The organism is Collinsella sp. CLA-ER-H9 (assembly GCF_040092295.1).
Classification (GTDB): Bacteria; Actinomycetota; Coriobacteriia; order Coriobacteriales; family Coriobacteriaceae; genus Collinsella.
Window position 1 is genome coordinate 1 of the sequence record NZ_JBBNLV010000014.1, and the last position, 25558, is coordinate 25558.

The 25558-nt window shown below is 58.7% G+C and carries 24 protein-coding genes and 6 tRNA genes; 21 read left to right on the forward strand and 9 right to left on the reverse strand.

Features of this window, described 5'->3' with window-relative positions:
* Positions 1-608 precede the first annotated feature (608 nt).
* The 14 genes from AAAX73_RS07805 to folB all read left to right on the forward strand — a co-directional run bounded on the left by AAAX73_RS07805 (position 609) and on the right by folB (position 12307).
* A tRNA-Leu gene (locus AAAX73_RS07805) sits at positions 609-698 on the forward strand.
* A 59-nt stretch (positions 699-757) separates the two neighbouring features.
* Entirely contained in the window at positions 758-3103 is a 2346-nt protein-coding gene (locus AAAX73_RS07810; protein WP_349125568.1) for a SpoIIE family protein phosphatase, read from the forward strand.
* Between the two features lie 81 nt (positions 3104-3184).
* Entirely contained in the window at positions 3185-3931 is a 747-nt protein-coding gene (locus tag AAAX73_RS07815; RefSeq protein ID WP_195503985.1) for an anti-sigma factor antagonist, read from the forward strand.
* Between the two features lie 105 nt (positions 3932-4036).
* Positions 4037-4112 (forward strand) — tRNA-Gly (locus tag AAAX73_RS07820).
* A gap of 34 nt (positions 4113-4146) precedes the next feature.
* Positions 4147-4220 (forward strand) — tRNA-Cys (locus tag AAAX73_RS07825).
* A 42-nt stretch (positions 4221-4262) separates the two neighbouring features.
* Positions 4263-4338, forward strand: a tRNA-Gly gene (locus AAAX73_RS07830).
* A 337-nt stretch (positions 4339-4675) separates the two neighbouring features.
* Positions 4676-6409 (forward strand): glycoside hydrolase family 13 protein, encoded by a 1734-nt coding sequence (locus AAAX73_RS07835; protein WP_349125569.1) that lies wholly within the window; start codon positions 4676-4678, stop codon positions 6407-6409.
* Positions 6410-6550: 141 nt separating this feature from the next.
* A tRNA-Gly gene (locus AAAX73_RS07840) sits at positions 6551-6626 on the forward strand.
* Between the two features lie 3 nt (positions 6627-6629).
* Positions 6630-6704: transfer RNA gene (locus AAAX73_RS07845), tRNA-Val, on the forward strand.
* Positions 6705-7338: 634 nt separating this feature from the next.
* On the forward strand, positions 7339-9561 hold the full coding sequence (gene nrdD, locus AAAX73_RS07850; RefSeq protein ID WP_349125570.1) for an anaerobic ribonucleoside-triphosphate reductase: 2223 nt from the start codon (positions 7339-7341) through the stop codon (positions 9559-9561).
* A gap of 427 nt (positions 9562-9988) precedes the next feature.
* Complete coding sequence (gene nrdG / locus AAAX73_RS07855) at positions 9989-10570, forward strand: anaerobic ribonucleoside-triphosphate reductase activating protein (RefSeq protein ID WP_316369862.1); 582 nt, start codon at positions 9989-9991, stop codon at positions 10568-10570.
* Between the two features lie 66 nt (positions 10571-10636).
* A complete protein-coding gene (gene folE, locus AAAX73_RS07860) occupies positions 10637-11194 on the forward strand; it encodes a GTP cyclohydrolase I FolE (protein WP_006234408.1) in 558 nt (185 codons plus the stop codon).
* A 2-nt stretch (positions 11195-11196) separates the two neighbouring features.
* Complete coding sequence (locus AAAX73_RS07865) at positions 11197-11778, forward strand: HD domain-containing protein (protein ID WP_349125571.1); 582 nt, start codon at positions 11197-11199, stop codon at positions 11776-11778.
* Positions 11779-11821: 43 nt separating this feature from the next.
* Positions 11822-12307: a dihydroneopterin aldolase gene (folB, locus tag AAAX73_RS07870; RefSeq protein ID WP_006234406.1), complete on the forward strand. Its 486-nt coding sequence runs from the start codon at positions 11822-11824 to the stop codon at positions 12305-12307.
* Between the two features lie 6 nt (positions 12308-12313).
* Here the strand turns inward: folB and AAAX73_RS07875 are convergent, their stop codons facing one another.
* Together AAAX73_RS07875 and AAAX73_RS07880 are read right to left on the reverse strand one after the other, a co-directional pair.
* Entirely contained in the window at positions 12314-13090 is a 777-nt protein-coding gene (locus AAAX73_RS07875) for a SprT family zinc-dependent metalloprotease (RefSeq protein ID WP_349125572.1), read from the reverse strand.
* A 74-nt stretch (positions 13091-13164) separates the two neighbouring features.
* The gene (locus AAAX73_RS07880; protein ID WP_349125573.1) at positions 13165-14178 is read right to left on the reverse strand and encodes a membrane dipeptidase; all 1014 of its coding nucleotides are present in this window, start codon (positions 14176-14178) and stop codon (positions 13165-13167) included.
* Positions 14179-14298: 120 nt separating this feature from the next.
* Between AAAX73_RS07880 and AAAX73_RS07885 the strand changes: the two genes are divergently transcribed.
* From AAAX73_RS07885 to AAAX73_RS07895, 3 genes are all read left to right on the forward strand, one after another.
* Positions 14299-14727, forward strand: a complete 429-nt coding sequence (locus tag AAAX73_RS07885) for a peptidylprolyl isomerase (protein WP_349125574.1) — start codon at positions 14299-14301, stop codon at positions 14725-14727.
* 3 nt (positions 14728-14730) lie between these two features.
* Positions 14731-15309, forward strand: coding sequence for a hypothetical protein (locus AAAX73_RS07890; RefSeq protein WP_349125575.1), 579 nt, complete (start codon positions 14731-14733; stop codon positions 15307-15309).
* 83 nt (positions 15310-15392) lie between these two features.
* Positions 15393-16190: an HAD family hydrolase gene (locus AAAX73_RS07895; protein ID WP_349125576.1), complete on the forward strand. Its 798-nt coding sequence runs from the start codon at positions 15393-15395 to the stop codon at positions 16188-16190.
* 14 nt (positions 16191-16204) lie between these two features.
* On the opposite strand, the gene AAAX73_RS07900 is transcribed toward AAAX73_RS07895, so the two are convergent.
* The 5 genes from AAAX73_RS07900 to AAAX73_RS07920 all read right to left on the reverse strand — a co-directional run bounded on the left by AAAX73_RS07900 (position 16205) and on the right by AAAX73_RS07920 (position 19727).
* Positions 16205-16585 carry a transcriptional repressor gene (locus tag AAAX73_RS07900; protein ID WP_006234400.1) on the reverse strand — a complete coding sequence of 127 codons (381 nt, stop codon included), beginning with the start codon at positions 16583-16585 and terminating at the stop codon, positions 16205-16207.
* 61 nt (positions 16586-16646) lie between these two features.
* Positions 16647-17057: an acylphosphatase gene (locus AAAX73_RS07905; protein WP_349125577.1), complete on the reverse strand. Its 411-nt coding sequence runs from the start codon at positions 17055-17057 to the stop codon at positions 16647-16649.
* 2 nt (positions 17058-17059) lie between these two features.
* Positions 17060-18166, reverse strand: coding sequence for a Gfo/Idh/MocA family oxidoreductase (locus tag AAAX73_RS07910; protein ID WP_349125578.1), 1107 nt, complete (start codon positions 18164-18166; stop codon positions 17060-17062).
* Positions 18167-18239: 73 nt separating this feature from the next.
* Positions 18240-18776: a ribonuclease HI gene (rnhA, locus tag AAAX73_RS07915; RefSeq protein WP_118081880.1), complete on the reverse strand. Its 537-nt coding sequence runs from the start codon at positions 18774-18776 to the stop codon at positions 18240-18242.
* 48 nt (positions 18777-18824) lie between these two features.
* Positions 18825-19727 (reverse strand): LysR family transcriptional regulator, encoded by a 903-nt coding sequence (locus AAAX73_RS07920; protein ID WP_349125579.1) that lies wholly within the window; start codon positions 19725-19727, stop codon positions 18825-18827.
* 272 nt (positions 19728-19999) lie between these two features.
* On the opposite strand from AAAX73_RS07920, the gene AAAX73_RS07925 reads away from it, so the two are divergent.
* The 3 genes from AAAX73_RS07925 (at position 20000) to AAAX73_RS07935 (ending at position 22804) form a co-directional block, all read left to right on the forward strand.
* Positions 20000-21310, forward strand: coding sequence for an O-acetylhomoserine aminocarboxypropyltransferase/cysteine synthase family protein (locus tag AAAX73_RS07925; RefSeq protein ID WP_349125580.1), 1311 nt, complete (start codon positions 20000-20002; stop codon positions 21308-21310).
* A gap of 312 nt (positions 21311-21622) precedes the next feature.
* A complete protein-coding gene (locus AAAX73_RS07930; RefSeq protein ID WP_147350682.1) occupies positions 21623-22399 on the forward strand; it encodes a hypothetical protein in 777 nt (258 codons plus the stop codon).
* Positions 22400-22585: 186 nt separating this feature from the next.
* On the forward strand, positions 22586-22804 hold the full coding sequence (locus AAAX73_RS07935) for a hypothetical protein (protein ID WP_117640812.1): 219 nt from the start codon (positions 22586-22588) through the stop codon (positions 22802-22804).
* A gap of 91 nt (positions 22805-22895) precedes the next feature.
* Here AAAX73_RS07935 and AAAX73_RS07940 read toward each other — a convergent pair whose 3' ends face one another.
* Both AAAX73_RS07940 and AAAX73_RS07945 read right to left on the reverse strand, forming a co-directional pair.
* On the reverse strand, positions 22896-23819 hold the full coding sequence (locus AAAX73_RS07940; RefSeq protein WP_349125581.1) for a ketopantoate reductase family protein: 924 nt from the start codon (positions 23817-23819) through the stop codon (positions 22896-22898).
* Between the two features lie 107 nt (positions 23820-23926).
* Complete coding sequence (locus AAAX73_RS07945; RefSeq protein WP_118081872.1) at positions 23927-24121, reverse strand: hypothetical protein; 195 nt, start codon at positions 24119-24121, stop codon at positions 23927-23929.
* Positions 24122-24283: 162 nt separating this feature from the next.
* On the opposite strand from AAAX73_RS07945, the gene AAAX73_RS07950 reads away from it, so the two are divergent.
* On the forward strand, positions 24284-25474 hold the full coding sequence (locus tag AAAX73_RS07950) for an aldo/keto reductase (protein ID WP_349125582.1): 1191 nt from the start codon (positions 24284-24286) through the stop codon (positions 25472-25474).
* Positions 25475-25558: the final 84 nt, after the last annotated feature.

Genomic DNA, 25558 nt, shown 5'->3' on the forward strand with positions numbered 1-25558 from the left:
AACGAGGGCAGCCCTGTGGGCGCCAGCGGAATGTGGGGTCACCGCGCGGACCGCGTCTGATGGTGTCGACGTCAATGGTATACGGGCGCATCATCGACGTCTTCAATACAGAAAATATCAGTGCGGAGTGTTCTGAAAAGTAACACCAGGGCGGGCCCTACGTTAACTCGGCAGGGGGAGTGCGATTCCCTGATCGCTCGCTTAATCTGATAGGGAATTGTGTGAGGCCGGAGCCTTGGCTCCGGCCTCACCATATAAGGGCTCGGCAAAGCCGAGCCACCAAATTTATATCAGCTCTCAGAACATGTTTGAGAACGGTGCCTGGAGTACGTGGACGTAGGGCCGGAACGGGGTCGGCTTCCCAACGCATTCCGCAGGGGGCGGTACATTTTGTAGCGCGAAGCGCGAATCAAAATGTACCGCATGCCCGAGGACGCGTTGGGAAGCCGACCCCGTTCCGGTCCGAACATAAGCGTCTACCAGTGCATTTACAAATTCGTAAACTTTTTTCAAAAAAGTGCTTGCGCAGTTCTCGAAACATAGGTTATTATCTTCCTCGTTGAACGCGCGGGTTCAACAAAGCGAACCGCGAATCAACAACATAGCATGTCGGAGTGGCGGAATTGGCAGACGCGCTAGCTTGAGGTGCTAGTGACCGCTTTTTGGTCATGCGGGTTCAAGTCCCGCCTCCGACACCATCGCATTTGAGAAGCCTCTTCGGAGGCTTTTTTGTTACCGATAGACGGTGAGGTTCACGATGGAAACGCTTGAGCGCAATGAGTGGGCGGACGTTGCCCAATTGGTCGAGATCACGAGCGATGCTGTCATTATCTGCGAGCTCGACGGAACCATTTTGCATGTAAATAATCGCTTGCTCGACTTGATGTGCGAGGAGCGTTCCGATGTGATCAACGGGGACGTTAAAGACCTCTTGTACTCGTCGGCTTTTGAACGCGCGACAGAGCATCGGCTTCCTTTTGAGACCAATGGAACAAAGAGCGAGTTGATGCTCAAGTTAAGTGACGGATCGTTTATTCCCGTCCTGGTTTGTGCCGGCTCGGTTACGCCGCCTCGAATCTTTGGCCGCCGTGCGCCGCGCGTTCTGGTGGCACTCCATAGCACCGAAGAACAGTATTCGCACGACCGTCAGCTCAAGCGTGCGCTTTCGGAGCTTAGAGTGGCGAATAAGCGTCTCTCGGGTACATTGTCGGTCATTATGAGCACGGTGGGCTCCGATGAGCTGCCTAGTTTGTTAGATATCGTTTTGAACCAGCTTGTAGGAACGCTCGATGCTTCGGGTGCCGCTATCTATTTTTCTGAGAGCGGCGGTTTTAAGCTTCGCGGTGTCTCCAAGGAGCTGCACGACAGCTACCTGCCCGAGTTTTTGCCGTATGGCGCTGGCATTCCGACGTATGTTCTTCGCGAGTCGCGTGCCTGTCGCTTGTCGATTCAACAGGACCTTGAGGGTGATAGGGCTGCCTCCGGTATGTTCATGGACCTGGACAATCGTTCTAAGCACCTGTTGCGCGTGCAGGATATGCCTCCGTACCGCAGCGAGATCTGTCTTCCCGTTTTTTACGGTACGCAGATCCTTGGCGTGCTGGAAGTTGGTTGGAAGCGCCCTCAGGCACCGCTCGCCTATGACGTTAATGTACTCGAGGTCATTTGCGATTACCTGTCTATCCAGCTGGTCGGCATGGCATCGAGCCTTCGCTCTCGTCGCACGGCCGAGCTTGGCCGCTCGCTCAATGTCTTACGTGATGAGTTGTTTACCTTTCTAGACGATTCCGCCGCGGCTACCCAGGCTATATCGTCCGAGATTTGCAATATGCTCAACTGTCATTTTTGCCCTGTTGAGTATGACGCCAGTCTGGGCTCCTATGTCATAGATTTTGAAGGCGGCAGTCGCGTTGCTTTGCCGGACGATCCCGAGAAACTTTTCTTTTCCACGACGGCGCCAGCGGCACGTTTGGGGGTTGGCTCTGATGGCTTTGAGGCGTCTGTTTTGGGCGGCACGAGTGCCGAGGATCTTAAACACGTCCGTATAACTCGCGTTGACGAATCGATGCCTATGGGAGGCTGGCTTAGGGCGCATGGTCTGCCTTGCCAGGGTCTCTACGTCGACACCGGCATCGAGGCGGGGCGCCCGCGCTCTGAGGGTGATGGCAAACACAGCAACGACGCGATCGTTCCTGCTTCTGTTGCGAAAGGCCCGACGACGCGCGCGCTTCTGCTTCGTGACGGTAGTCAAGAGCCGATTGATGACCTTGAATATGACTACTTGGTGCACTTGGCGCATGACTTTGAACTGATCTACGAGGGCGAATCTCAAAAGCGCGAGGAGCGCCATATCGCTCAGACCCTCCAGATTGGCATGAGAAATTCGCTTGGTGACGTTCCGGGTATCGCGACCGATTCGGTATACCTTTCGGCAACGAATTCGGCGTTGGTTGGCGGCGACTTCTATACTCTTGTCCGTCTTCCCGACGATTGCGCCGTTATGATTTTGGGCGATGTATCCGGCAAAGGAATCGAGGCGGCGTCGATGTCAGCGCTCGTCAAGACGGCGCTGACGGCCTATGCCTGGGAGGGTGCTGGGCCCGCCCGTATGGCCCGCTCGCTCAATAGCATGCTCATGGGCTTTTCGAGGGTCGAGACGTTCGTGACGGCGTTTATCGCCAAGATTGATCTTAAAGCGGGTCGCGCTACCTACTGCTCTGCGGGACATCCTCCCACTATGGTCATTAGACCGTCGTCGACGCCGCTTGGCGGCGGAGAAACCCGAGGGGGAGAAGTGGAGCTCCTTGGGTGCCAATCGGGCGTGATCGGTGCCTTTGAGAGCATGGTGTACGAGACAGGCGTGTTTACGTTCGCTCCTGGTGACATGCTATTCATGTATACCGACGGAGCAATCGAAGCACGTGATCGCTCGGGTGCTTTCTTTGGCGAGCAGCGCCTTCGTGACCTTTTGCTCTCTGTCTCGGGTGAGGGTGTATCGGGAATCTGCGGTAAGGTCTTGGGAGAGCTTGACCGCTTTACCGAGTCGGCGCTGGACGATGACATTGCGCTGGTTTCCCTTGAGTTTTTACGGGGTCGATCGTAGACCGCGATACTTGACGGGCAAAATCTGCGCAGCTGCAGATATGTATGCATCGAGCGAGCTCTTTTGGGGAACCATGGTCGTATGAATGAGTGGAATGACATAGCGGTTTTGACGCCACCGGGTGATGTCGACATCGCCTCGGTGTCCGTGCTGCGCCGACGGTTGGATAATCTGATCGACCGGGGCGTGCGTCGCGTTGTCATCAATTGCCAGGCCGTGGGCTTTATCGACTCGACGGGTTTGGCGTTTTTGCTTACACGTGCCAGAGAGCTCATGAGGCGAGAGGGCCTGCTTTCGCTCGTTAACGCCTCCGATGAGGTCATTCGCTTTTTGGAGATTGCCCGACTTGTCGACATCCTTCATGTTGCGGGTCCGGCGCGTGAGTCGATTCCCGCTATTCCGGTGGGAGAGTTGCCACGATGGAGCAAGAGCGTCGAGGTCCGACAGGGTATCGAGAATCTTCCATACTATCGACATCGCATCGCCGAACTCCTTGAATCGCTTCCGTTGCGCCGCGACGAGCGCTACGATGTCGCGTTGGCGTCGGGGGAGGCGCTGGGTAATGCCTATGACCATGCGGGCGGTATCGGGTGCGTCCTGACGGTTCAGGCCTATGGCGATCGCGTCGTGGTTGAGGTGCTTGATCGGGGTGCCGGCTATTCTATCGATGGAGCGAGCGAACCGGTCGCATCTGAGGAACGCGGCCGTGGTATCAAGCTTATGCGTATGCTTGTCGATAACGTGGAGGTTGCTCGTCGCACAGACGGCACCGGCACGCGCGTGCAGATGGTGAAGCTATTTAGCGGAGCACTGGAATCGCGTGCCTAGCCAATCGCTTTAGCGCGTTTAGCCACCAAGAACACGCGGCCGGCAACTTTTTTGAAAAAAGTACTTGCGTCTTTTGGATAACTCGCGTAAATTAATAACCCGCAAGCGGACATGGCTCAGTTGGTAGAGCACAACCTTGCCAAGGTTGGGGTCGCGGGTTCGAGCCCCGTTGTCCGCTCCATTGCATTTCCGGACCGTTTAGGCGGTCCTTTTTCGGCGAAGTGGCCAAGTGGTAAGGCAGAGGCCTGCAAAGCCTTTACCCCCGGTTCGAATCCGGGCTTCGCCTCCAGGCAACATCCGGGCGCTCCGGCGCCCGTTTTGTTTTACATATGCGGACATGGCTCAGTTGGTAGAGCACAACCTTGCCAAGGTTGGGGTCGCGGGTTCGAGCCCCGTTGTCCGCTCCAACTATCTTACGCGGTTCTAACGAACCGCGTTTTTTGTTGACGCTGCGCGAGCCCCGGGCACCCCATCTTGCCCCCTCAATCGTCGGTCGCGTACATAAAGTACGCTTCCCTCCTCTTTCGCGGCAACCTGGGGCACCCGGAGCCCGCTCGCTGTTGTGGCCGGGGGAGTGAGTCTTCCGTTCTTTTCACTAATCGATCGATTCGTCCCAGGAGGCTCGAGCCCGAGAGGGAGCGAGCGTTTTGGGGTGTGGCTGTGGCGTTGTTTGCCTCGAATGACAGCTTTGGGCGTATCATCGTGGGCATCTCGCAAAACCTCGTTGCAAGGGAGGCTCACCCCATGGCTGCAGAAAAGTCCTCTTCGCGCTCATGGATGTCCGATGCCGCGATCTATCAGATCTACCCGCGTTCGTTTAAGGATTCGACCGGTTCGGGTCTGGGCGATATCGCGGGCATTACCCAGCAGATGGACTATCTTGAGCGGCTGGGCATCGAGGCCATCTGGCTGAGCCCGTTTTACCCTTCGCCTCTTGTCGATGGCGGCTATGATGTGGCGGACTACTGCGATGTCGACCCACGTCTCGGCTCGCTTGACGACTTCGATGACATGATCGCTGCGGCTCACGCGCGCGGCATCAAGGTCATCGTCGATATCGTGCCCAGCCATTCATCCAACCAGCACCCCTGGTTCAAAGCCGCTCTTGCCGCCGGCCCCGGATCGCCCGAGCGCGCCCGTTATATCTTCCGCGATGGTCGCGGCGAGCATGGCGAGCTGCCTCCCACCAATTGGAATGCCAACTTTGGCGGCCCCGCCTGGACGCGTGTTGCGGACGGTCAATGGTATCTGCACATGTTTACGCCCGAGCAGCCGGACTTTGACTGGTCATGCCCCGAGGTTCACGCGTTCTTTTGCGACGTCCTGGCGTTTTGGAGCGATCGAGGCGTCGATGGCTTTCGCATCGATGTGGCGCACGGTCTCGCCAAGGATCTTGACCGCGATGACCTCGACCGGTGGCATCTCGCCGAGGGCGATGACATGGTTGACGACGGCACCCATCCGCTGTGGGACCGCAACGAGGTCCACGAGATCTATCGCGAGTGGCGCCGCGTGTTCGACCGCTATAATCCGCCGCGCAGCGCCGTTGCCGAGGCGTGGGTGCTGCCTGAGCGCCAGTATCTCTATGCGCGTCCCAGCGAGCTTGGCCAGACATTCAACTTTGAGTTTGCCAAGGCCACTTGGACCTATGATGACATGCACGCTGCAATCGAGGAGGGCTTGAAGGCAGCTATCGAATCCGATTCCGCCTCGACCTGGGTACTCTCCAACCACGACGTGCCGCGCGTGGCGACGCGCTATGCCCTGCCGCAAATCAAGGCGACGCGCTACCACCAGATTGCGCTCGACTGGCTCTTACGCGACGGGTCGTCTTATGACGAGGACCGTGAACTCGGCGAGCGCCGCGCGCGGGCGGCCCTTTTGCTTGAACTGGCGCTTCCGGGCTCGGCATACGTGTATCAGGGTGAGGAGCTCGGTCTTTTTGAGGTGGCTGATATCCCGTGGACTGCACTCGAAGATCCCAGTGCAACCAATACGCGCGGACCGAAGCGCGAGAAGGGGCGCGACGGCTGTCGTGTGCCCCTGCCGTGGGTAGCGGCGGACGATCCCGCGCAGGGCGGATCGTTTGGGTTTTCGCCGGCGGACGCTGATGCGGCGCCCCATCTGCCGCAGCCTGCATGGTTTTCCGATTATGCTGCCGATAGGGAAGAAACGGACCCGACATCGATGCTTGCGCTCTATCGTGACGCCCTCTGGCTGCGGCGCAAGCTGCGCGGGTGCGCCAACGATCTTGCGTGGCTCGATCTTGACGGGCGCACCGGTCTTGCGGATGGTGCCGAGGGCGCTGAGGGCGGCGTCATCGCCTATCGCCGCGATAACGGCTGGGCGTGCGTGACGAACTTCGGTGCAGCACCCGTGGAGCTGCCGGCGGGCAGGGTCCTGCTCACCTCATCAGCGCTTGCAGACGGCAGACTCGCGCAGGACAGCTCTGCCTGGATCATGCTCGGTGAGATGTAAGGGCCTCTTGCGGCGAGTTTGCGTTTGCCTGCGCCTTCCGTGGTGGCTGATGTCTTCGCGAGGTTCGCGAGGGCGTCGCAAAACTTTTCAAAAAAAGTTCTTGCATAGGATGCGGGCATCACGTAAGATTAATCCTCGTAAGCGGACATGGCTCAGTTGGTAGAGCACAACCTTGCCAAGGTTGGGGTCGCGGGTTCGAGCCCCGTTGTCCGCTCCATTTGGGCGTTTAGCTCAGGGGGAGAGCGCTTCCCTGACACGGAAGAGGTCAGAAGTTCAAATCTTCTAACGCCCACCAAATGTTCGCAGCTCAGAGGCTATGTCCTCTGGGCTGTTTTGTTTTTTGCCACCAAGCGCGCCGCCAAATAAGTCATCAAATATTGATCCAAGGTCCCTACGCGATGGTCTTCGCATCCCGTAGGGGTGCCGGCAGATTGCATGTGTCCTGGCCCATCATGACCGCAACATGTTGGTCAAGCATAATCTTTTGGATTCTTTTGGCGTGAGCGGCTTGGTTTTGGTGCTATTTGGCGGCGGCACGGTTGAGGGGGTTTCAAAACTGCTGTGCAGGTAGTTGGGTTGATAACGTTTTAGCAGTCTGCCAAGAGGCTTTCATTTATAATGCGTCTGCAAATTGACCAATTGCTTTGACCTGCTGAAACACTATATGTTGTGTTTGACCTAAAAAAAGAATACAGGATATAGATGCCTCTTTGTCGTATGATAGATGGCGGACAGAGAACGAGAACCTTATTCGCCCCATTTGGATAGATCTTTGGGCCCCTTGAATGGCTGCGAGGATTGTCCGCATGAGGGCCTATGGTTATCGAGAACACAGATTGCGCGACGGCGCCGCAAGACAGGGGCAAGCCCTGCCGGGCATCGTTTGGCCCTGAAGCGCAATGAGGCTACGATGCGAAAGAGGCAAGAGGATGAAGATCATCAAGCGCAGCGGCACCGAGGTTACCTTTGACATCGATAAGATCGTCAATGCGATCCGCGCCGCAAACTTGGAGGTCGAGGAAGGCTCTCGCCTTACCGACCGCCAGGTGATCTATGCGGCACAAAACGTCGCCGAGGCATGTGAGAAGGCCGGCCACACCGTATCGGTCGAGGAGATCCAGGATCTGGTCGAGGACGAGATTATGCGTCTCGACTGCTACGAGGTCGCTCGCCACTACATCATCTACCGCTATGTTCAGAGCCTGAAGCGCCAAAAGAACACGACCGATGACAAGATCCTGTCGCTGATTGAGTGCAATAACGAAGAGGTCAAGCAGGAGAACTCCAACAAGAACCCGACCGTCAACTCCGTCCAGCGCGACTACATGGCCGGCGAGATTTCCAAGGACCTGACGCAGCGCGTGCTGCTGCCCCAGGAGATCGTGGATGCCCACAACGAGGGCCTGATTCACTTCCACGATTCGGACTACTTTGCCCAGCACATGCATAACTGTGACCTGGTGAACCTGGAGGATATGCTCCAGAACGGCACCGTTATCTCGGGCACGCTGATCGAGAAGCCGCACAGCTTCTCGACTGCTTGCAATATCGCGACGCAGATTATCGCCCAGGTCGCCTCTTCCCAGTATGGCGGCCAGTCGATTTCGCTGACCCACCTGGCTCCGTTTGTCGAGGTGAGCCGTCAGAAGATTCGCGGCGAGGTTGCCCGCGAGCTCGAGGAGCTTGGCGTCTCTGCGTCTGCCGAGAAGGTCCGTGAGGTCGTTGAGGACCGTCTGCGTGACGAGATCCGTCGCGGCGTCCAGACGATTCAGTATCAGGTCGTGACCCTTATGACCACGAATGGCCAGGCGCCGTTCGTGACGGTCTTTATGTATCTCAACGAGGCCCGTACGCCTCAGGAGAAGCACGACCTTGCCATGATCGTGGAGGAGACGCTTCGCCAGCGCTACGAGGGCGTTAAGAACGAGGCTGGCGTGTGGATTACCCCGGCATTCCCCAAGCTTATCTACGTGCTCGAGGACGATAACGTTCACGAGAATTCCCCGTACTTCTACCTGACCCAGCTGGCTGCCAAGTGCACCGCCAAGCGCATGGTGCCCGACTACATCTCTGAGAAGAAGATGCGTGAGCTCAAGCTGTCTAAGGGTGAGACCGCCGGCAATGGCGATTGCTACACCTGCATGGGTTGCCGCAGCTTCCTGACGCCCGACCGTTCGGGCAACGGCTTTAACAATGTTGCCAACGCGCTGAACTATGACCCGACCAAACCTAAGTACTATGGCCGCTTTAACCAGGGTGTTGTGACCATCAACCTGCCCGATGTCGCACTGAGCTCGCATCAGGACATGGACAAGTTCTGGAAGATCTTCGACGAGCGCCTTGAGCTGTGCCATCGTGCCCTGCTGTGCCGTCATGAGCGCCTGATAGGCACGCTTTCGGATGCCGCACCGATTCTGTGGCAGTACGGCGCCCTGGCGCGCCTTAAGAAGGGCGAGACGATCGACAAACTGCTCGTGGGCGGCTATTCCACCATCAGCCTGGGGTATGCCGGTCTGTATGAGTGCGTCAAGTATATGACGGGCCACAGCCACACCGAGAAGGAAGGCACGCCGTTTGCCATGGCCGTCATGCAGCACATGAACGACAAATGCGCCGAGTGGAAGGCCGAAAGCGATATCGACTTCTCACTGTACGGCACCCCGCTTGAGTCGACGACCTACAAGTTCGCCAAGTGCCTGCAGCGCCGTTTTGGCATTATTCCGGGTGTGACGGACAAGGGCTACATTACCAACAGCTACCACGTCCATGTGTCCGAGGAGATTGATGCTTTCGATAAGCTCAAGTTTGAGGGCATGTTCCAGCAGCTTTCGCCGGGCGGTGCCATCTCCTACGTCGAGGTTCCCAACATGCAGGACAACCTTAAGGCTGTCATTCGCGTGATGCAGTACATCTACGACAACATCATGTATGCCGAGCTCAACACCAAGAGCGATTACTGCCAGGTGTGCGGCTATGACGGCGAGATCAAGATTGTCGAGGATGACGGCAAGCTGGTGTGGGAGTGCCCCAACTGCGGCAACCGCGATCAGGAGAAGATGAATGTCGCCCGTCGTACGTGCGGCTACATCGGTACTCAATTCTGGAACCAGGGTCGAACCGAGGAGATCCGCGACCGCGTGCTGCATCTCTAATACCGCTCCGGGGCTGAACCGAGAGGGCCGCTTGGGCATTTGCTCGCTATTTCGGACAGTCCTGCGCAAGACGAAGGCCACATTAAGTGGCCTTCTTTGCGTGCGGAACTCATATCGAGCAAAAGCCCAAGCGGCCCTCTCGGTTCAGCCAAGTTGACGTAGTTGAGATGCAGCATGCGGTCTGCTCACTTCTCGAAGTTCTTAGCGGAAATGAGTTGACTTGCAACAACGTTTTGCTTGCGATGACGGTTGGGCTGCAACAAAGTTTTTATTGGACCTCGAACCCTATACTCGATGTTCGCTTCGTTCATTGAGTTACCCTTTGCATGAGGCCGGGACATATCGTCCCGCCCGCAGTTTCGCAGGCCGCAGGCCGAGAATGTTTGAGGACGGGATGATATGTCCCGGCCTCCCGGGAGAGTTACCTATGAACTACGCGAACATTAAGTATTTCGACATTGCTGATGGGGAAGGTGTTCGTACTTCTCTGTTTGTGAGTGGGTGCCGTCGTGGGTGCAAGAATTGCTTTAACTCCGTCGCGTGGGACTTTGCCGCGGGTGAACCGTTCGACCGTGCCGTCGAGGACAAGATTATCGACAGTCTTGACCATCCCTTTATTGATGGCCTGACGATTCTGGGTGGCGAGCCCATGGAACCCGAGAATCAGGCGGGTCTCGTTGACTTTATCGAACGCGTGCGTGCGGCCTATCCTGTGGAGTCGGGGAAGACCATTTGGTGCTTTACCGGCGACGTGCTCGAGGAACTTATGCCGGGCGGCCGTCATCATACCGAGGTGACGGACCGTATCCTTGCCTGCCTCGATATGTTGGTGGACGGCCCGTTCGTTCAAGACCTGTACGATATCTCCTTGCGTTTTAGGGGTTCGAGTAATCAGCGGGTGATCGACATGAACGCCACGCGCACTCGTGCCGCGCGCGAGGGCGTTTCGCTTTGCGACGCTGTGGAGCTTTGGCGAGACGATCCGGTCTATTCGACCCATACTATGTAGCTTGTGGCCGATGCCGGAGGGCGTGGTACCATAGCGCGAACGCAAAATCGGAAGAGTGAGGCCTAGATGGTCGATCAGGAAAAAGTTGAGACCGCCATAAAGCTGTTGCTTGAGGGCATAGGCGAGGACCCAACTCGTGAGGGCCTGCTGGAGACGCCGGCACGCGTCGCCCGCATGTATGGCGAGATTGCCGGCGGCATGGACCAGAGCGCTGAGGAGCACCTGTCCAAAACTTTTGCCGTCGCTTCGAACGATTTAGTTATCGAGCGCGACATCACGTTTTACTCGCTGTGCGAGCACCATCTGCTGCCGTTTTATGGCAAGGCTGCGATCGGCTATATCCCTAACGGCCGCGTGGCGGGTCTGTCTAAGCTTGCTCGCACGGTTGAGGTCTATGCCCGTCGTCTGCAGCTGCAGGAGCAGCTGTGTACACAGGTTGCCGATGCCCTCATGGAATATCTTGCCCCCCAAGGGGCAATCGTGCTGATGGAAGCCGAGCATATGTGCATGACCATGCGCGGCGTGCAAAAGCCCGGTACCAAGACCGTAACGCTTGCTCGTCGCGGTGTCTTTGAGACCGATCCGTCGCTCGAGGAGCGATTCTTTAGGATGCTGGGCCGCTAACCATGAGAGTCGTCAACGACTTTGCATCGAAGACCGATGAAGGAACGTCGCGTCGCGGCTTTATGGCTTCGGGCCTGACTCCCTTTGGTGCCATGCCTTGCATTGATTACATCTGTGCCAACGGACTGTTCCGGCGGCATCTGGGAAACATTGCGCAGTTGGAATCGGGGCGCATCTTTTGCCGCCACGGTATCGACCATCTGCTGGATGTCGCCCGTATTATGTGGATCAAGAATCTCGAGGAAGAGCTCAAATTTGACCGCGAGGTCATCTATGCCACGGCACTTCTTCACGATATCGGCAAAGATGAACAGTATGAATCGGGTATATCCCATGATGTTGCAAGCGAACGCGTCGCCGATGCGATTCTCGGCGGCATGCCCGAAGACGTGGCGTTTGAGCCGGCAGATGCCGCAGCCATTAAGACGGCCATTCTGGGCCATCGAAAGCTGCGCGTGAACAGCCAGCCGCTTGAGCGTCTGCTCTATGCAGCCGACAAAGCGTCGCGCGCCTGCTTTGCATGCCCTGCGCGCAATGCCTGCAACTGGAGCGATGATAAAAAGAACCTGTCGATTCGCGTGTAGTCGGTATGCGCGGTCGGGGTTCTGAACGAAGGAGACGATCGCGATGACTAACAAAAAGCTGCCCGAGAATGCAACCAAGACCGAGGGTGCCGAGCTTGCCCGTCGTGGCAGGGGCGAGATTTCCGCCGCAACGGCGGTGCCCCATGTGAGCTATGACGACCTGCGCCATGCCGACCGCATTACTATCGATGGTCTCGAGGTCTTTGCCAACCACGGCGTGTATCCCGAGGAAAACGCCCTGGGGCAGAAGTTTGTCGTGTCCTTGGTGCTCTATGCCGACCTGCGCGCGGCGGGGGAGCACGATAACCTGGATGCCTCTATTGATTACGGCTCGGTGTGCCACGATGTCGATGGCTATCTGCGCGAGCATACGTTTAAGCTCATCGAGGCTGCAGCCGAGGGTGTGGCCCAGATGCTGCTACGTCGTTATCCCTTGCTGCTTGGCGTGCGTGTTAAGCTCGATAAGCCTTGGGCGCCCGTCGGTCTTCCCCTGGCAAGCTGTGGCGTCGAGATCGAGCGCGTGCGCTAGCTGACGCTAAAGCTCGTTGGCGGGCGGTTTTTTGAGTCGCTGCGACAGAGCTCTATTGTTGGGGCAGTACGTGTCGAGCAGGGCGTGGAACCGCTGATTGTGGCTTGGCTCGAGCAAGTGGACGAGCTCGTGGGCGACAACCATGTCGAGGCATTCGACGGGGTAGGCGGCAAGTTCTCGTGCGATGCGAATGGCGCCGGTTTTGGGCGTGCACGAGCCCCAGCGCGTTTTCATGCTGCGTACGGAAACGCGGGAAACGGAGACACCCATTGCGATTTCGTATGCGTGCACAATATCGCGTAGCGCCGATGTGACCTCGGACGTATAGAGCTGGTCGATATGGACTTGGAGCTCGTCGGACGTTAGGCCGTCGAGGATTGCGCGCCGCTTGGCCTGTGGGCCTTCGTTCGATTCGTCGGTACCCATAAAACTTGCGAAGGTGACCTGTTTGGGTCGCGGTGCGGGTGATGCAAAGTTGTGATCGAGTGGGTCCTGTACCGTGATGGGCTTGCCCCAAAGCGCAATGATCGAGAGGGGACTGAGCGGTTCTCGCGCCGTCGCCTGACGTTGCTCGCGCTGGGCAAGTCGGCTGATAATCCAGCCGTTGTTGCGCTTTACAAACGCTTCGATACGCTCGCGGCTGGCGTCGAGCGGTGCGCTGGCGTGGACCTCACCGCTCGATGTGACGCGCAGGTTGAAGTTCTTGACGCGCTTTTTGGTAACGACGACGGGGATGGGCGTCCCATCCGGTCGGGGTAGGAAAATCGTAAATTGCTGCGTCAAAAGTTATCCTTTGGATTGGGGACGGGCCGGCATGTCGATCGCTCGGCATACCGGCCCGCTCAAGGGATGTGAAATTAATAACGCTCGAAGAAGGCAAGGGCGTTGTCGCTGCAGAGCTTTTGCATCACGGTCTTGCCAAAGTGCTTGGAAAGCATGTTCTGGAACTCGGGCATCTTGCTGGCATCGGAGAGGAAGTCGGGTACCTTGGCGCCGTCCCAGTCGCCGCCGAGCGCGATGACATCTTCGCCGCCCAGGTCGAGCCAGTGTTCGATATGGGCTGCCAGCTGGTCGAAGGTGACATCTGCGGCGGTCTCGTCGGTTGCTTCGTTGGAGAGGAACTCGCTGCAGTAGTTGAGGCCGACGATGCCGCCCATGTCGCGAATGGTACGGAACTGGTCGTCGGTGAGGTTGCGCTTGACGCCGCAAACCGCACGGGAGTTGGAGTGGCTGGCGACGAAGGGGCGCGTGGCGTGGGCGACAACCTCGTCAAAGCACTCATCGTTGAGGTGGGAGACGTCGAGTATCATGCCGGCGTGTTCCATCTGCGTAAGCGCCTCGATGCCGGCGGCGGTGAGGCCGGCGTGGGTGTCGTGGCCGCTCGCGAGCGGTCCCTGCGCGTTCCAGCTGAGCGATGACATGAGTACGCCCAGGCTCTTGAGCGCCTCGATCAGCGCGGGGTCCTCGGCAAAGAACGTGGCGTTTTCGATGGTGTGGATGCAGGCGACCTTGCCGTCTTTGAGTGCAGGGCGAATGTCAGCGGCGCTGCGTACGTTGACCATGCGGTCGTGGTTGAGCATTGCCTGGCCGCTCATGTGCGCCATGATCTGTGCTTGGAAGCGTGCGGCGTGGGCGGTGGGAATCTCGTCGGGGACAAACGTGGCGAAGCACTGTGCCCACGGCGTGTTGCCGATCTTTGCGAGCGAGATGGCGCAGGCGTTGCCCTCGATGAGGTCGAAATCCTGCGGATGCGTTTCGTCGCCGGGGAAATAGCCGTCGGTGCCGGCGGTAAAGCGCAGGTCGAGATCGAGCGTGGCCCAGCCGATGCGGTCGGCGGTGTCGCAGTGTAGGTCAAATACGGGATATGCCATGGTTCCTCCGGTTGCAGCGTTTCTTTGCAAACTGTCTTTGAATTGTATGACTAGGGTATAGTTAGCGCCATATGTTCACGGCGGCCCGCGTTGTGCGCCGCCCTTATCACGGAGGTTACCATGTCCAACCAGGGCAAGAAGGTCAAGACCCATTATCGCGGCACGCTCGACGACGGCACGCAGTTCGATAGCTCCTACGATCGCGGCGAGCCGCTGGAGTTCACCTGCGGCGCCGGCCAGATGATCAAGGGCTTCGACGCCGCTGTTGTCGACATGCAGGTGGGCGAGAAGAAGACCGTGCACATTCCTGCTGTCGATGCCTACGGCGAGCGCAACCCCGAGATGGTTATCACCTTCCCGGCCGAGCAGGTTCCCAATATCGAGCAGATCGAGAAGGGCATGAAGCTCTTCCTGTCCACGCCGAGCGGCATGCCCGTCCCCGCCGTGGTCATCGATGTGACGGCCGAGGCCGTGACGCTCGACGCCAACCACGAGCTCGCCGGCAAGGACCTCAACTTTGATATCGAGCTCGTCGAGGTCGAGGACTAGTTGATGTCCGTGGACCTGGTAGCTACGGAGCGCTTGGGAAATCTCAACGACCCGTCCTATGAACTCCTGCTTCGTCGGGAGCTGGGTGGCGTCTTTGAGGTTGACGAGCTGCTACTCGATTGGGACCAGGCTGATGCGCGCCTGTTTGTGGGCGTGACGGAGCTGGGGCGCACGGTGAATGCCCGGCTGGATGCCACTGATGGCGAGCGTCTTGCCGACGGTGACGTGCTTGCTATTGACCGCACGGGCGCGGTGCCCGTAGCGGTTGTCGTGCGCCTGCGCAGCGCCGAGGTCTATTTGGTCGAAGTCGACCGCATGGATCCGATTGTGCTCGCACATGCGTGCTGGGAGATCGGCAACATGCATGCGCCGCTCTTCCGGGGTGACTCGGACGAGCATACCGTGCGCATGTATACGCCGGTGCAACCGGTTTTGGGTCGTATGCTCCGGGGCATTGGGGGCGTTCGGCTCTCGGTGGTCGCACGCGAGCTCGATGCCAGTCGACGCTTTGCATCGAGCGCGGCGGATGTTGTTGTGAGTATGGCTTCAGACTTTACGATCGTAAAAAAGACGCGCGGCTAAGCGCGCGTATGCGCAAGACGGGCTTTGAGGGATTGCCATTCAAAGTCCGTCTTGCTGTTGATGAGAGACTTTGGGGGAAGCATATGGGTCTTGAGGGAATCAAGCTGATCGCCTGCGATTTGGACGGCACGTTGCTGCATCCGGGGGAGCGCGAGCCGCGTTCCGAGGCCTTTGAGCTCATCGATGAGCTGCATCGTCGCGGTATCGTGTTTATGCCGGCGAGCGGCCGTCAATATGCGAGCTTGCGCTATCTGTTTGCCCCGGTGGCCGATGAGCTCGCCTATGTGTGCGAAAACGGAGCCCTGGTGATGAGCGAGGGGCATGCCGTTGTCAAGCGTTCCATGGAGCGTAGCCTTGCTATGGATATCGCGAATGCCGTGGTCGCCTTTCCCCATGCCGACGTGACCCTTTCGTGTGAGGGGCACCTCTATACCATGAGCGGCAACGATGCGTTCGTCGACCATTTGCGTTACGAGGTCCACTGCGATGTGGCGGTGGTCGACCGTCCCGAGGACATTGACGAGGATGTCATTAAGATTGCGTTTCAAACGCCCGAGACAGAGCAGCCGGCGGCGCTGGAGTATTTCGAGCGCCTCTTTAGCGACCGTGTCGACGTGATGACGTCGGGAACCGAATGGACCGATTTTATCGGCTTTGATTCGGGCAAAGGGTCCGCGCTTGCCGATTATGGTTGCGCGCTGGGGATCTCACCTAACGAAATGATGGCGTTTGGCGATAACGAAAACGATCGCGACATGCTCAACGTGGTGGGCCATCCCTATCTGATGGAGGACTGCAATCCCAGCATGCGCGGTGTCAATGACCGTGTCCGCTACGTGCGCGCGGTTGAAGAAGAGCTGCGTCGTCTACTTGCTGAGTAGGCATGTCCCAAAATCTACCTACAGTTGGGGCAGAGGCCCTCGAAGATGGTGTAGTGCGAGGTGACGTTCCAGCCGATTTGCTCGGACGCCTTGGCGTCGAGTTGGGCATCGAAGGGGAGCGGTACGTCGATGACGCGGCTGCACGAGGTGCAGATGATATGCGCATGCGGCTCGATGGTGCGATCGAAGCGGCTGCCGCCCGGTGTCTTGATGGAGAGGATCTCCCCGGCGTCGGCCAAGAGATTGAGATTGCGGTAGACCGTACCGCGGCTGATTTTGTCATCCTGCGCGCGCACGGCGTTGTAGATCTCATCGGCGGTGGGGTGGTTATAGCTTTGGCGCACGGCGTCAAGAACCAGCTTCCGCTGCTTGGTGTTTCTTCTTTGCACCGCCATGCGCCTCGCCTCTTTTCTGTCAACGGTCGTAGGTAAATGATACCGTATTTAGCACACAATACTAATAACGAGGACTGAAACCGTCTTCATTGGTAAGTGGGGCTCGGGCCTGGGCGTCTGCGAGGCGAAAACGCGTTCCCATGCGCTCGTAGGAGGCATGAAGCGCCTCGAGATGAGATAGGATGTTTGCCGGAGCCCCCTGTATCTCCATCTCGACGGAGCCGTCTTCCATGTTACGCACCCAGCCGGTGAGTGCGCGTGCCTGCGCGAGGTTGGTGTTGGCAAAGCGAAAACCAACGCCCTGGACTTGGCCCTCCCACCGCAGAAAATAGCGCTGCGGAGTGTCTTGAGTGGCCTCGTCGCTTGCGAGCACAGTAAGCCTGCGGCGCAGCTCGAGCTCGATGTTTGATGGTTTTTGAGGCTCTCGACTGCTGCCGGTGACGCTGGAGAAGAACGTATCGAAGAGGCCCATCGCTAGGCCTGCTTGACTGAATCGGCGGGGAAGGTAATGCCGGCCTGCTGACGCACGGCATCCATGATGCGGAGCGAGACGAGCGTGACATCGCGGTAGTGGCCGAGCTCGTGGCGTCCCGCTGGGGTCTCCCAGATCTCTTCCTTAACGTTATCGATGTTACCGATGGCGGTGACAAAGTCTATGAGTTCGTATTCCATAGTGTTGCTCGATTTGGGCAGATCGAGCGCGCGGCCGTTGTCGTCCTGTTCGCGCGGTGCCTCGGTCGCCGAGCCGCGTACGACGTCGCCGCGATAGTCGATGCGGACGTTGCGGGGCGTGGACAGATGGTCGATCTGGATAGTGCCACGCTCGCCTTCGATCTGCGAGGGCAGCAGGTCATTCGTAATTTTGGAGTGCGCGAGCTCGACGGAGATACGGCCACCGCCATAGCTGGCGAGAATGGAACCGCAACCGTCGATGGGGCCATGGGTGAGCTCTTGCGTTGAGGGGTCGAGCAGCGTGGTCATGCTGGTGAGACCAGAGGGCATGCCGAAAATCTCGACCATGGGCTCGACGGCGTAGACGCCAATGTCCATGAGGGAACCCGATGCCATATTGCAGTCGAAGATATTGGTGGCGCGTCCAGCGAGGATTTCGTTGTAGCGTGAGGAATACTTGCCAAAGCGCAGTGAGGCGCGGCGAATGGGCGCAATCTCGCCCAGAGCGTCCTCAATGGCGTGGAAGGCGGGGTCGTGAAGCGGGCGCATGGCCTCGAGGGCCACGACGCCTGCTGCCTCGGCAGCGCGGAAGACTTCCAGTGCCTGCGCTTCGGTGGCGCAGAAGGGCTTCTCGACGATGACGTGCTTGCCACCGGCGATGCAGGCGAGCGCCTGCTCGTGATGGAGCGCGTTGGGGCTGCCGATGTAGACGGCGTCGACGTCGTCGGCGGACGCAAGCTCGTCAAGTGCGGTGAAGTTGCGTTCGCCGCCGTGTTCGGCGGTAAAGGCGGCGCCACGATCTGCGTCGCGCGAGAGCGTGCCTACGAATGTAGCCTGGTCGTTGGCATTGACGACTTGGATAAAGTCGTCGGTGATCATGGATGTGCCGATGGTTGCGATGCGCAGCATGTGTCCCCCTTGCGTTGTTTGGCCTACAGGACGAGTGTAGCGCGGGAGGACATAAAAGCGTGCGAAAACGCCGTTACAGGTCGCTCTCGCTAAAGCCGGTGTCGATATCGAGGTTGGCTCCGTCGGCCGCGGTGGTGGCGAGCTCGTCGCAGCGCTCATTGAGCTCGTGGCCGGCATGCCCCTTAACCCAGATGAACTCCACCTTATGCTTGCTCTTTGCGGCAAGCAGGCGCTCCCACAGGTCGCGGTTCTTGACGGGCTGCTTGTTGGCAGTTTTCCACCCGCGCTTTTTCCAGCCGTCGATCCAGTGTTTGTTGAAGGCGTTGACGACGTATTGCGAATCGGAATGGACCTCGACCTCGCAGGGGCGGTTAAGTGCCTCGAGCGCCACGATGACCGCCATGAGCTCCATGCGGTTGTTAGTGGTCTTGGCGTAGCCACGCGAAAGCTCGGAGGTGAAGGTCTTGCCGGCGGGGTTGGTGTACTTGAGCACGGCGCCGTAGCCGCCGCGTCCCGGATTTGATCGGGCCGAGCCGTCGGTATAGATGATGACCTTCACATGGTTCCTTTCGTTGGGTACGCTTCGTGTGAGTGACCATTGTAGCGCCATGCCTGCCGGGGGCTAGCAATTTACGATTTCTATCCCGTCTTCCGACAGTTAGTTGGCATGGATGATGCGGTTGAGCTCGTCGAGGTATTGCCGCAAGAGAGGAGAGGGCTTGCGCTCGTCGTGCATGATATATCCTACGTGCATCGTTGGGGCGTCTGCTAACGGGATCGATGCCATACCCCACTGCATTTCATTGGAAAGGACACCGGTCGACAGGGTGTAACCGTTCGACGTGATAAGTAAGTTAGTAAGTGTTCCGCGGTCCGAGATTCGTATGTTGCGGTCGCAAGGGATATAGCTAAAAGGTTCCTCGGCGTAATAGAAGGAGTTTGAGGTTCCCTGCTCAAAGCTGTAGCGCGTATAGGGCGTGAGGTCGGCAAGGGACAGCTGAGGGCGGCGTGCGAGCGGGTGGCGTTCGCTAACGAAGACGTGGACCGTCGCGTCGAAGAGGGGATGGAAGCTTGCGCGGGCATCGGCGAAGGCCTTCTGCAGAACGCGGGCGTTAAAGTCATCCAGGTACAGAATGCCGATATCGCTGCGAAATGCGCGGACGTCGTCGATGATCTGCGAGGTGGTGGTCTCGCGCATGATGAACTCAAACTTACTGTCGCGGCAGCGCTCGACGACGTTGACAAAGGCCTTGACCGAAAAAGCGTAGTGCTGGGCCGAGACGGCAAGGCGCGCCTGGGGTGTGCCGCCGTCCTCGTAGCGTGCCTCGAGCATGTCGGCCTGCTCTACGACCTGGCGCGCATAGCCCAATAGCTCGGTGCCGTCGTTGGTGAGCGTGACGCCGCGGCTGGAGCGCGTAAAGATCTCCAGATGGAGCTCCTGTTCCAGGCTTTTGACAGCGTTTGAGATGTTGGACTGTGCCGTATAAAGGCGCTGGGCTGCGGCGTTGATCGATCCGGACTCTGCCACGGCGATCAAAAAACGAAGTTGCTGGAGGGTCATCGGCGCCCATCCTTTCGATAGCTATCTAAAAAACCGATAACAAGTTAGCGCTTTTAAGTGATTGACCGAGCAAAACAATGCTCGTACTATTCAAAACACACAAAGGCGGTAGGTAATTAAGCCGACCAAGGAACCGGGATGCGAAAGGAGGCCCGCATATGAATTGCTTACCAAGACGAATGCCGGGCTCCTGTTTGCGCCCGTCGGCGTGATCAGGAGACAGCGACTTACTTCTCTTACTCTTATTACTTTCTTCGATCAAGGAGATCATCATGAGCCAGTTTATCAACAACCCCGAGCACACCTTTGGTTTCGATACCCTGCAGCTGCACGTTGGCCAGGAGAGCGCCGATCCTGCATCCGACTCCCGTGCTGTGCCTATCTATCAAACCACGAGCTATGTGTTCCGCAACTCCCAGCACGCCGCCGACCGCTTTGGTCTTGCCGACGCCGGTAACATCTACGGCCGTCTGACCAACTCCACCCAGGGCGTCTTCGAGGACCGTATCGCTGCGCTCGAGGGCGGCGTTGCTGGCCTCGCCGTCGCCTCTGGCGCCGCCGCCATCACCTATACCCTGCAGGCCCTCGCCCAGGCCGGTGACCACGTGGTCGCCCAGAAGACCATCTACGGCGGTTCCTACAACCTGCTGGAGCACACGCTCTCCCAGTTTGGTGTCGAGACCACCTTCGTCGATGCCCATAACCTGGACGAGGTCGAGGGCGCCATCAAGGACAACACCACGGTCATCTATCTCGAGACGCTCGGTAACCCCAACTCCGACATCCCCAACATCGACGCCATCTCCGAGATCGCCAAGAAGCATGGCCTGCCGGTTATCGTCGACAACACCTTCGGCACCCCGTATCTGTTCCGTCCGCTGGAGCATGGTGCCAACATCGTCGTCCACTCCGCAACCAAGTTTATCGGCGGCCACGGCACCTCGCTGGGCGGTGTGATCGTCGACGGCGGTAACTTCGATTGGAAGGCGAGTGGCAAGTACGCCCAGATCGCTGAGCCCAACCCCTCCTACCACGGTGTTTCGTTTGCCGAGGCTGCCGGTCCCGCCGCCTTTGCAACCTATGTCCGCGCTATCCTGCTGCGTGACGAGGGTGCCTGCATCAGCCCGTTCAACGCCTGGGTCCTGCTCCAGGGCACCGAGACTCTGTCGCTGCGTGTTGACCGTCATGTCGAGAACACCAAGAAGGTCGTTGAGTTCCTGACCGGTGACAGCCACGTCGCCAAGGTGAACCACCCGAGCCTGCCCGAGCATCCCGACCATGAGCTGTACCAGAAGTACTTCCCCAACGGCGGTGCCTCGATCTTTACCTTTGAGATTAAGGGTGGCCAGGAGGCAGCTTGGAAGTTCATCGATCATCTGCAGGTGTTCTCGCTGCTCGCCAACGTGGCCGACGTCAAGTCGCTCGTCGTGCACCCGGCTACCACCACGCACTCCCAGCTCTCTGCCGAGGAGCTCGCCGAGCAGGACATCACGCCCTCCACGATCCGTCTTTCCATCGGTACCGAGAACGCCGAGGACATCATTTGGGATCTGAAGCAGGCCTTTGCCGCACTGGACGAGTAAGGCGACTTGTGCAAGGACCCCTTGCGACTCGATAGGTATAACTGCATAAAATGCCTGCTCAAGGCGCCTGTGCGAACAATGGTCGCACAGGCGCCTTTTTTGCATAGAGAGGGTGCAAAAACAGGGTTTTTGGCACGCTTTATGCAATCGAGATGTGGAAAACTCCTGTTGAGAGGATGTGAGTTTTACGCAAATGACGTGCGCCTTTTGAGAAAAACCGCAGGTCGCGATTTGCTCGGGGTACTATGCAGCGCGATCGAATCACACGCAGCTCAAACGCAGCAAAAACGCACTACGGAGGTTTCCAGCTACATGAGGATTGATTCACGAAAACCGAAAGCCGCCGCCCTTTCCGCCGCTCTGACCGTGGCACTTTTGACGGGCGCCGGCGCAACTGATGCCCACGCGGCAACACTATCCGATACGGTCGGATCCACGCCGTCCGAGGCGACGCTGATGCAGCCCGTCGACTATCGCGGCGACGGCTTTGGCTCCATGCAGGAGTGGAACGCCTCTATGGGGGCCAAGCGCGATTCCCTGGAGGTCCGCGCCCAGATCATCATGAACATGTACGGCGACTATGCCACCGATGACGAGCGCGCTGTACTGCAAGGTTGTATCGATGGTGCGGGCAGTCTTTTGACGATGGAGGAGGTCGACGCGAAGTCGGCCGAGCTCGACGAGCTTCGCTCCGCGCTCGAGGATGCTAAGCGCGAGGCGCTCGAGGCTGCGGCTGCCGAAGCCGAGGCCGCTGAGGCCGTTCAGGCTTCGTATTACAACGCCGGCTCCGGCTCGTCTTACGCGTCTGCTGCGTATTACGCGAACGGCTCGGGCCTGACGCGCTCGAGCGGCGTCAATAACTATAACGGTCGTCGTGAGACCTATTACAGCAGCAACGTGTTGTATCACCACCGCACGGGCGAGTGGACCCAGGATTCCGAGGGCTTTTGGCGCGATTCCGATGGTTACTACGTCGTGGCCGCGGGCGATAAGGCTCAGGGCTCCACGTTTACCGGATCCAAGGGCGAGTGCAAGGTCTATGACTCCGGCTGCGCTGCCGGAACCACCGACTACTACACTGGCTGGTAATTTTTCTGCATCACGGATATTTGGCGGACGGGCGTCTTTACCGAGCTTTAGGGCAACGTAAGGGCGCCCGTTCTATGTATGCATTTGAGTTAACAGAGCGCTTACCGTGGCAGTACGCCGCGCATATGGGCGCGGGGCACACTAAGTCACGAGAAACAAAGTCTTTCTCGTGGAGGAAGTGGTTCCATGAACGCTCGAGATGTCGCTATTGCCGTCGTTGCCCTTTTGATCGGATGCCTTGGTCCGACGGCGGCGTTAACTGCCGGCTTGCAGTCCGCTACGGGCGCCGCTCCTGTGATTGTGGGCGCCTTGATTGCAGCGGCGTTGCTGGGAAGCGCCGGCGTGCTACTTTGCCGCGATGACGAGGACGAGGTTCCGGAATCGCAAAATAAGCCTCAGTTTTAGCCTCGAGCTAAATGCAACAGGCCTTCGCGAATGACGGAATCCTCGCGAAGGCCTGTCTGCTTGTATTGCGCACGTCGCGATGCGGCCGAGGCTACCAGCTGCCTTCTATTTCGCGAATCCTCTGGTAGAGCCAATCGTTTTGCGGCACTTGGATATCGTGTTTGGCGGCCAGGCGGCAAATGGTGCCCGCGAACTCCTCGACTTCGGTCTTTCGTTGTGCGATGCGGTCCTGCGCCATCGAGGGCATACCGGTGGGGTCGATTCCCTCGATGAGGTGCACCATCTGCGTCAGGTCTGCCTCGGTCAGCTCAATGCCCTCGGCATTGGCGACCGCAAGTGTCTCTCGCATGGCGGAGACAAAGCAGTGGCGCTGCTCGGAGCCGGCCTCTGTGGCGCTTCCATACGTTCCGCCGTAGGCCATGCACGTCTGGTTGATACCATCGTTGAGCATGAGTTTGGCCCACATGCGGTGCGCAATGTCGCTCTCGACGGTATGGGCGATGCCGCAGCGTGTGTAGAGCTCGTCGATGGCGGTGACGGTTGCGGGCTCGGTGCCCGCTGCCGCGCCAAAGCGAATCTCGCCCGCATTGGTAAAGGTGAGCTCTCCGTCGAGGAACACGGCATCCATGCCCTGGCAGATGCCCAGGACGGTGTGCTTCCAGCCAAAGCGCTCGGCAATCTTTTGCTCGCTCGTAATGCCGTTGCACAGCGAGGCGATGAGCGTGTTGGGTCCCACGACGCGCTCCATAGTCTTGAGTGCTTGGTTGAGTCCCGTCGTCTTGACCGTGAGAATGACCAGATCGGCGGGCGTTGCCTCACTGACGCGCACGGACTTGAGTGCGCAGGGCTCGCCGTTGACCGTAAGGGCGTCGCCTGCGTGACGCTCGAAACGGGCGTCGTCCATGACGTATTCGACGGCATCGTCGCCGAGTGCCTGGGCGATCATGCTGCCGTAGAGTAGCCCGACGCCGCCCTTGCCGATAAAGGCAACCTTGTTGATCTGCACGTGAATCATCTCCTCACAAAAAGGCGCCCGCGTGCGGAGCGCCCGGTGGATTGTATGCCGCTGGAGCATGTAGCGTGCACCGGAGGCGGAATTTAGAAGAACAAACGCATGAGAACTTATGCCGCGGGGCAGATGGCAAAAACGCGTGCGGGATATCCAACGCCATCGCGCGCCTTGGGGAAGGTGCAGAAGATGACGGCGCCTGTGGCGGGAAGCTCGTCCAGATGGTCCATGATCTCGGTCTGGTAACAGTCGACCGAGAGGATGTATTGCTCGCCGGGATAGGGGTAGGCGTCCTCACGCGTGGCCACGCTTGCCTCCTTTCATCGGGCTTTTTGCTGATGTTAAAGCGGTGCCGTGACGGCCTGATTTCTGCTGCGTTACGATACGTTCTCGATTGCGATTCCGATGTGCTTCGATGACGTGACAGGTTTGTTTCGCCTTATCAGGGCTTCGATGGGGGAGGAGGGGCCGTGCAATATCGCGTTGACCCCAAAAGCGGTAACCGTATCTCGGCGTTGGGGCTGGGCTGCATGAGGTTTCCCGGTGCGCCGGGACGCCCGGATGCGAAGACAGCCGACGCCATCATCTCCCGTGCAGTGGAGCAGGGGATTAACTACCTGGACACGGCCTATCTCTATCCCGGCAACGAGGCTTGCGTGGGCGCTTCGCTTGAGCGCCTAGGCCTACGCGACCAGGTTTTGCTCGCGACCAAGCTGCCGCATGCTTCGTGCAAATGCGCGGAGGATTTCGACCGGTTCTTTGACGAACAGCTGCGTCGGCTGCGGACTGACCATATCGACTATTACCTTATGCACAACATCACCTCGCCCGCCCAGTGGAAACGTGTGGTGGCGTTGGGCATCGAGGACTGGATCGCGCGTCAAAAGGCGGCGGGGCGCATTCGCCAGATTGGTTTTTCGTATCACGGCAGCGCGGCGGATTTCCTGACGGTGCTTGACGCATATGACTGGGATTTTTGCCAGATCCAGTACAACTATGCCGGCGAGCGTTACCAAGCGGGAACGGCAGGACTCATGGCGGCTGCGGAGCGCGGTCTTGCGGTGTTTGTGATGGAGCCACTGCTGGGCGGTCGTCTAGCGGGCAAACTTCCGCCGCGGGCACGCGCTGTGCTCGATGGCGCCCGTGACCCGCATTTGCGCACTCCGGCCGCCTGGGGGCTTTCGTGGGTGTGGAACCATCCTCAGGTGACGATGCTGCTTTCGGGTATGACCGATATCGCGCAAGTGGATGAGAACGCGGCGTTGGCCGATCGGGCCCTGCCGGATTCGATGACGGCTGCTCAGCTCGATGCCATCGCACGCGTGCTGAGGGAGTTTGAAAAATCGAATCGCGTGCCCTGCACGGGATGCGGCTATTGCATGCCGTGTCCTAAAGGCATCAATATCCCTGGGTGTTTTGCTGCCTACAACGCAAGCTATGCGCACAGCTGGTTTGCGGGGCTGTCTCAATACTTTACGGCGAGCGCGGTGCGGACGAACGAGCCCAAGCTGGTGAGCAATTGCGTCAAGTGCGGCAAATGCGCGCGGCATTGCCCGCAGCACATCGATATCCCCGGGCGCTTGGACGACGTACGCCGCCGTTTTCAGCCTGGCCCCGTGACGGCGGTGCTTAAGGCCTTCGGCAAAACGCGCTCCTCGTGACCCTTTTATAACTTGCGGTGGAATAGTTCCTGCTTGCGGCAGAATAAGGCATCGACAGGAACTATTTCACCGCAACTGAAGGGG

Excerpts from the sequence above, each read along its gene's own strand:
- rnhA (WP_118081880.1), bottom strand. The coding sequence starts at position 18,776 with ATGGCGCTACAATGGTCACTCACACGAAGCGTACCCAACGAAAGGAAC.
- AAAX73_RS07940 (WP_349125581.1), bottom strand. The coding sequence starts at position 23,819 with ATGATTCACGTGCAGATCAACAAGGTTGCCTTTATCGGCAAGGGCGGC.
- AAAX73_RS07930 (WP_147350682.1), top strand. The coding sequence starts at position 21,623 with ATGAGGATTGATTCACGAAAACCGAAAGCCGCCGCCCTTTCCGCCGCT.
- AAAX73_RS07885 (WP_349125574.1), top strand. The coding sequence starts at position 14,299 with ATGTCCAACCAGGGCAAGAAGGTCAAGACCCATTATCGCGGCACGCTC.
- AAAX73_RS07905 (WP_349125577.1), bottom strand. The coding sequence starts at position 17,057 with ATGGGCCTCTTCGATACGTTCTTCTCCAGCGTCACCGGCAGCAGTCGA.
- AAAX73_RS07895 (WP_349125576.1), top strand. The coding sequence starts at position 15,393 with ATGGGTCTTGAGGGAATCAAGCTGATCGCCTGCGATTTGGACGGCACG.
- AAAX73_RS07925 (WP_349125580.1), top strand. The coding sequence starts at position 20,000 with ATGAGCCAGTTTATCAACAACCCCGAGCACACCTTTGGTTTCGATACC.
- AAAX73_RS07835 (WP_349125569.1), top strand. The coding sequence starts at position 4,676 with ATGGCTGCAGAAAAGTCCTCTTCGCGCTCATGGATGTCCGATGCCGCG.
- AAAX73_RS07890 (WP_349125575.1), top strand. The coding sequence starts at position 14,731 with ATGTCCGTGGACCTGGTAGCTACGGAGCGCTTGGGAAATCTCAACGAC.
- AAAX73_RS07935 (WP_117640812.1), top strand. The coding sequence starts at position 22,586 with ATGAACGCTCGAGATGTCGCTATTGCCGTCGTTGCCCTTTTGATCGGA.
- AAAX73_RS07810 (WP_349125568.1), top strand. The coding sequence starts at position 758 with ATGGAAACGCTTGAGCGCAATGAGTGGGCGGACGTTGCCCAATTGGTC.
- nrdD (WP_349125570.1), top strand. The coding sequence starts at position 7,339 with ATGAAGATCATCAAGCGCAGCGGCACCGAGGTTACCTTTGACATCGAT.
- nrdG (WP_316369862.1), top strand. The coding sequence starts at position 9,989 with ATGAACTACGCGAACATTAAGTATTTCGACATTGCTGATGGGGAAGGT.
- AAAX73_RS07880 (WP_349125573.1), bottom strand. The coding sequence starts at position 14,178 with ATGGCATATCCCGTATTTGACCTACACTGCGACACCGCCGACCGCATC.
- folE (WP_006234408.1), top strand. The coding sequence starts at position 10,637 with ATGGTCGATCAGGAAAAAGTTGAGACCGCCATAAAGCTGTTGCTTGAG.
- AAAX73_RS07910 (WP_349125578.1), bottom strand. The coding sequence starts at position 18,166 with ATGCTGCGCATCGCAACCATCGGCACATCCATGATCACCGACGACTTT.
- folB (WP_006234406.1), top strand. The coding sequence starts at position 11,822 with ATGACTAACAAAAAGCTGCCCGAGAATGCAACCAAGACCGAGGGTGCC.
- AAAX73_RS07815 (WP_195503985.1), top strand. The coding sequence starts at position 3,185 with ATGAATGAGTGGAATGACATAGCGGTTTTGACGCCACCGGGTGATGTC.
- AAAX73_RS07865 (WP_349125571.1), top strand. The coding sequence starts at position 11,197 with ATGAGAGTCGTCAACGACTTTGCATCGAAGACCGATGAAGGAACGTCG.
- AAAX73_RS07920 (WP_349125579.1), bottom strand. The coding sequence starts at position 19,727 with ATGACCCTCCAGCAACTTCGTTTTTTGATCGCCGTGGCAGAGTCCGGA.
- AAAX73_RS07900 (WP_006234400.1), bottom strand. The coding sequence starts at position 16,585 with ATGGCGGTGCAAAGAAGAAACACCAAGCAGCGGAAGCTGGTTCTTGAC.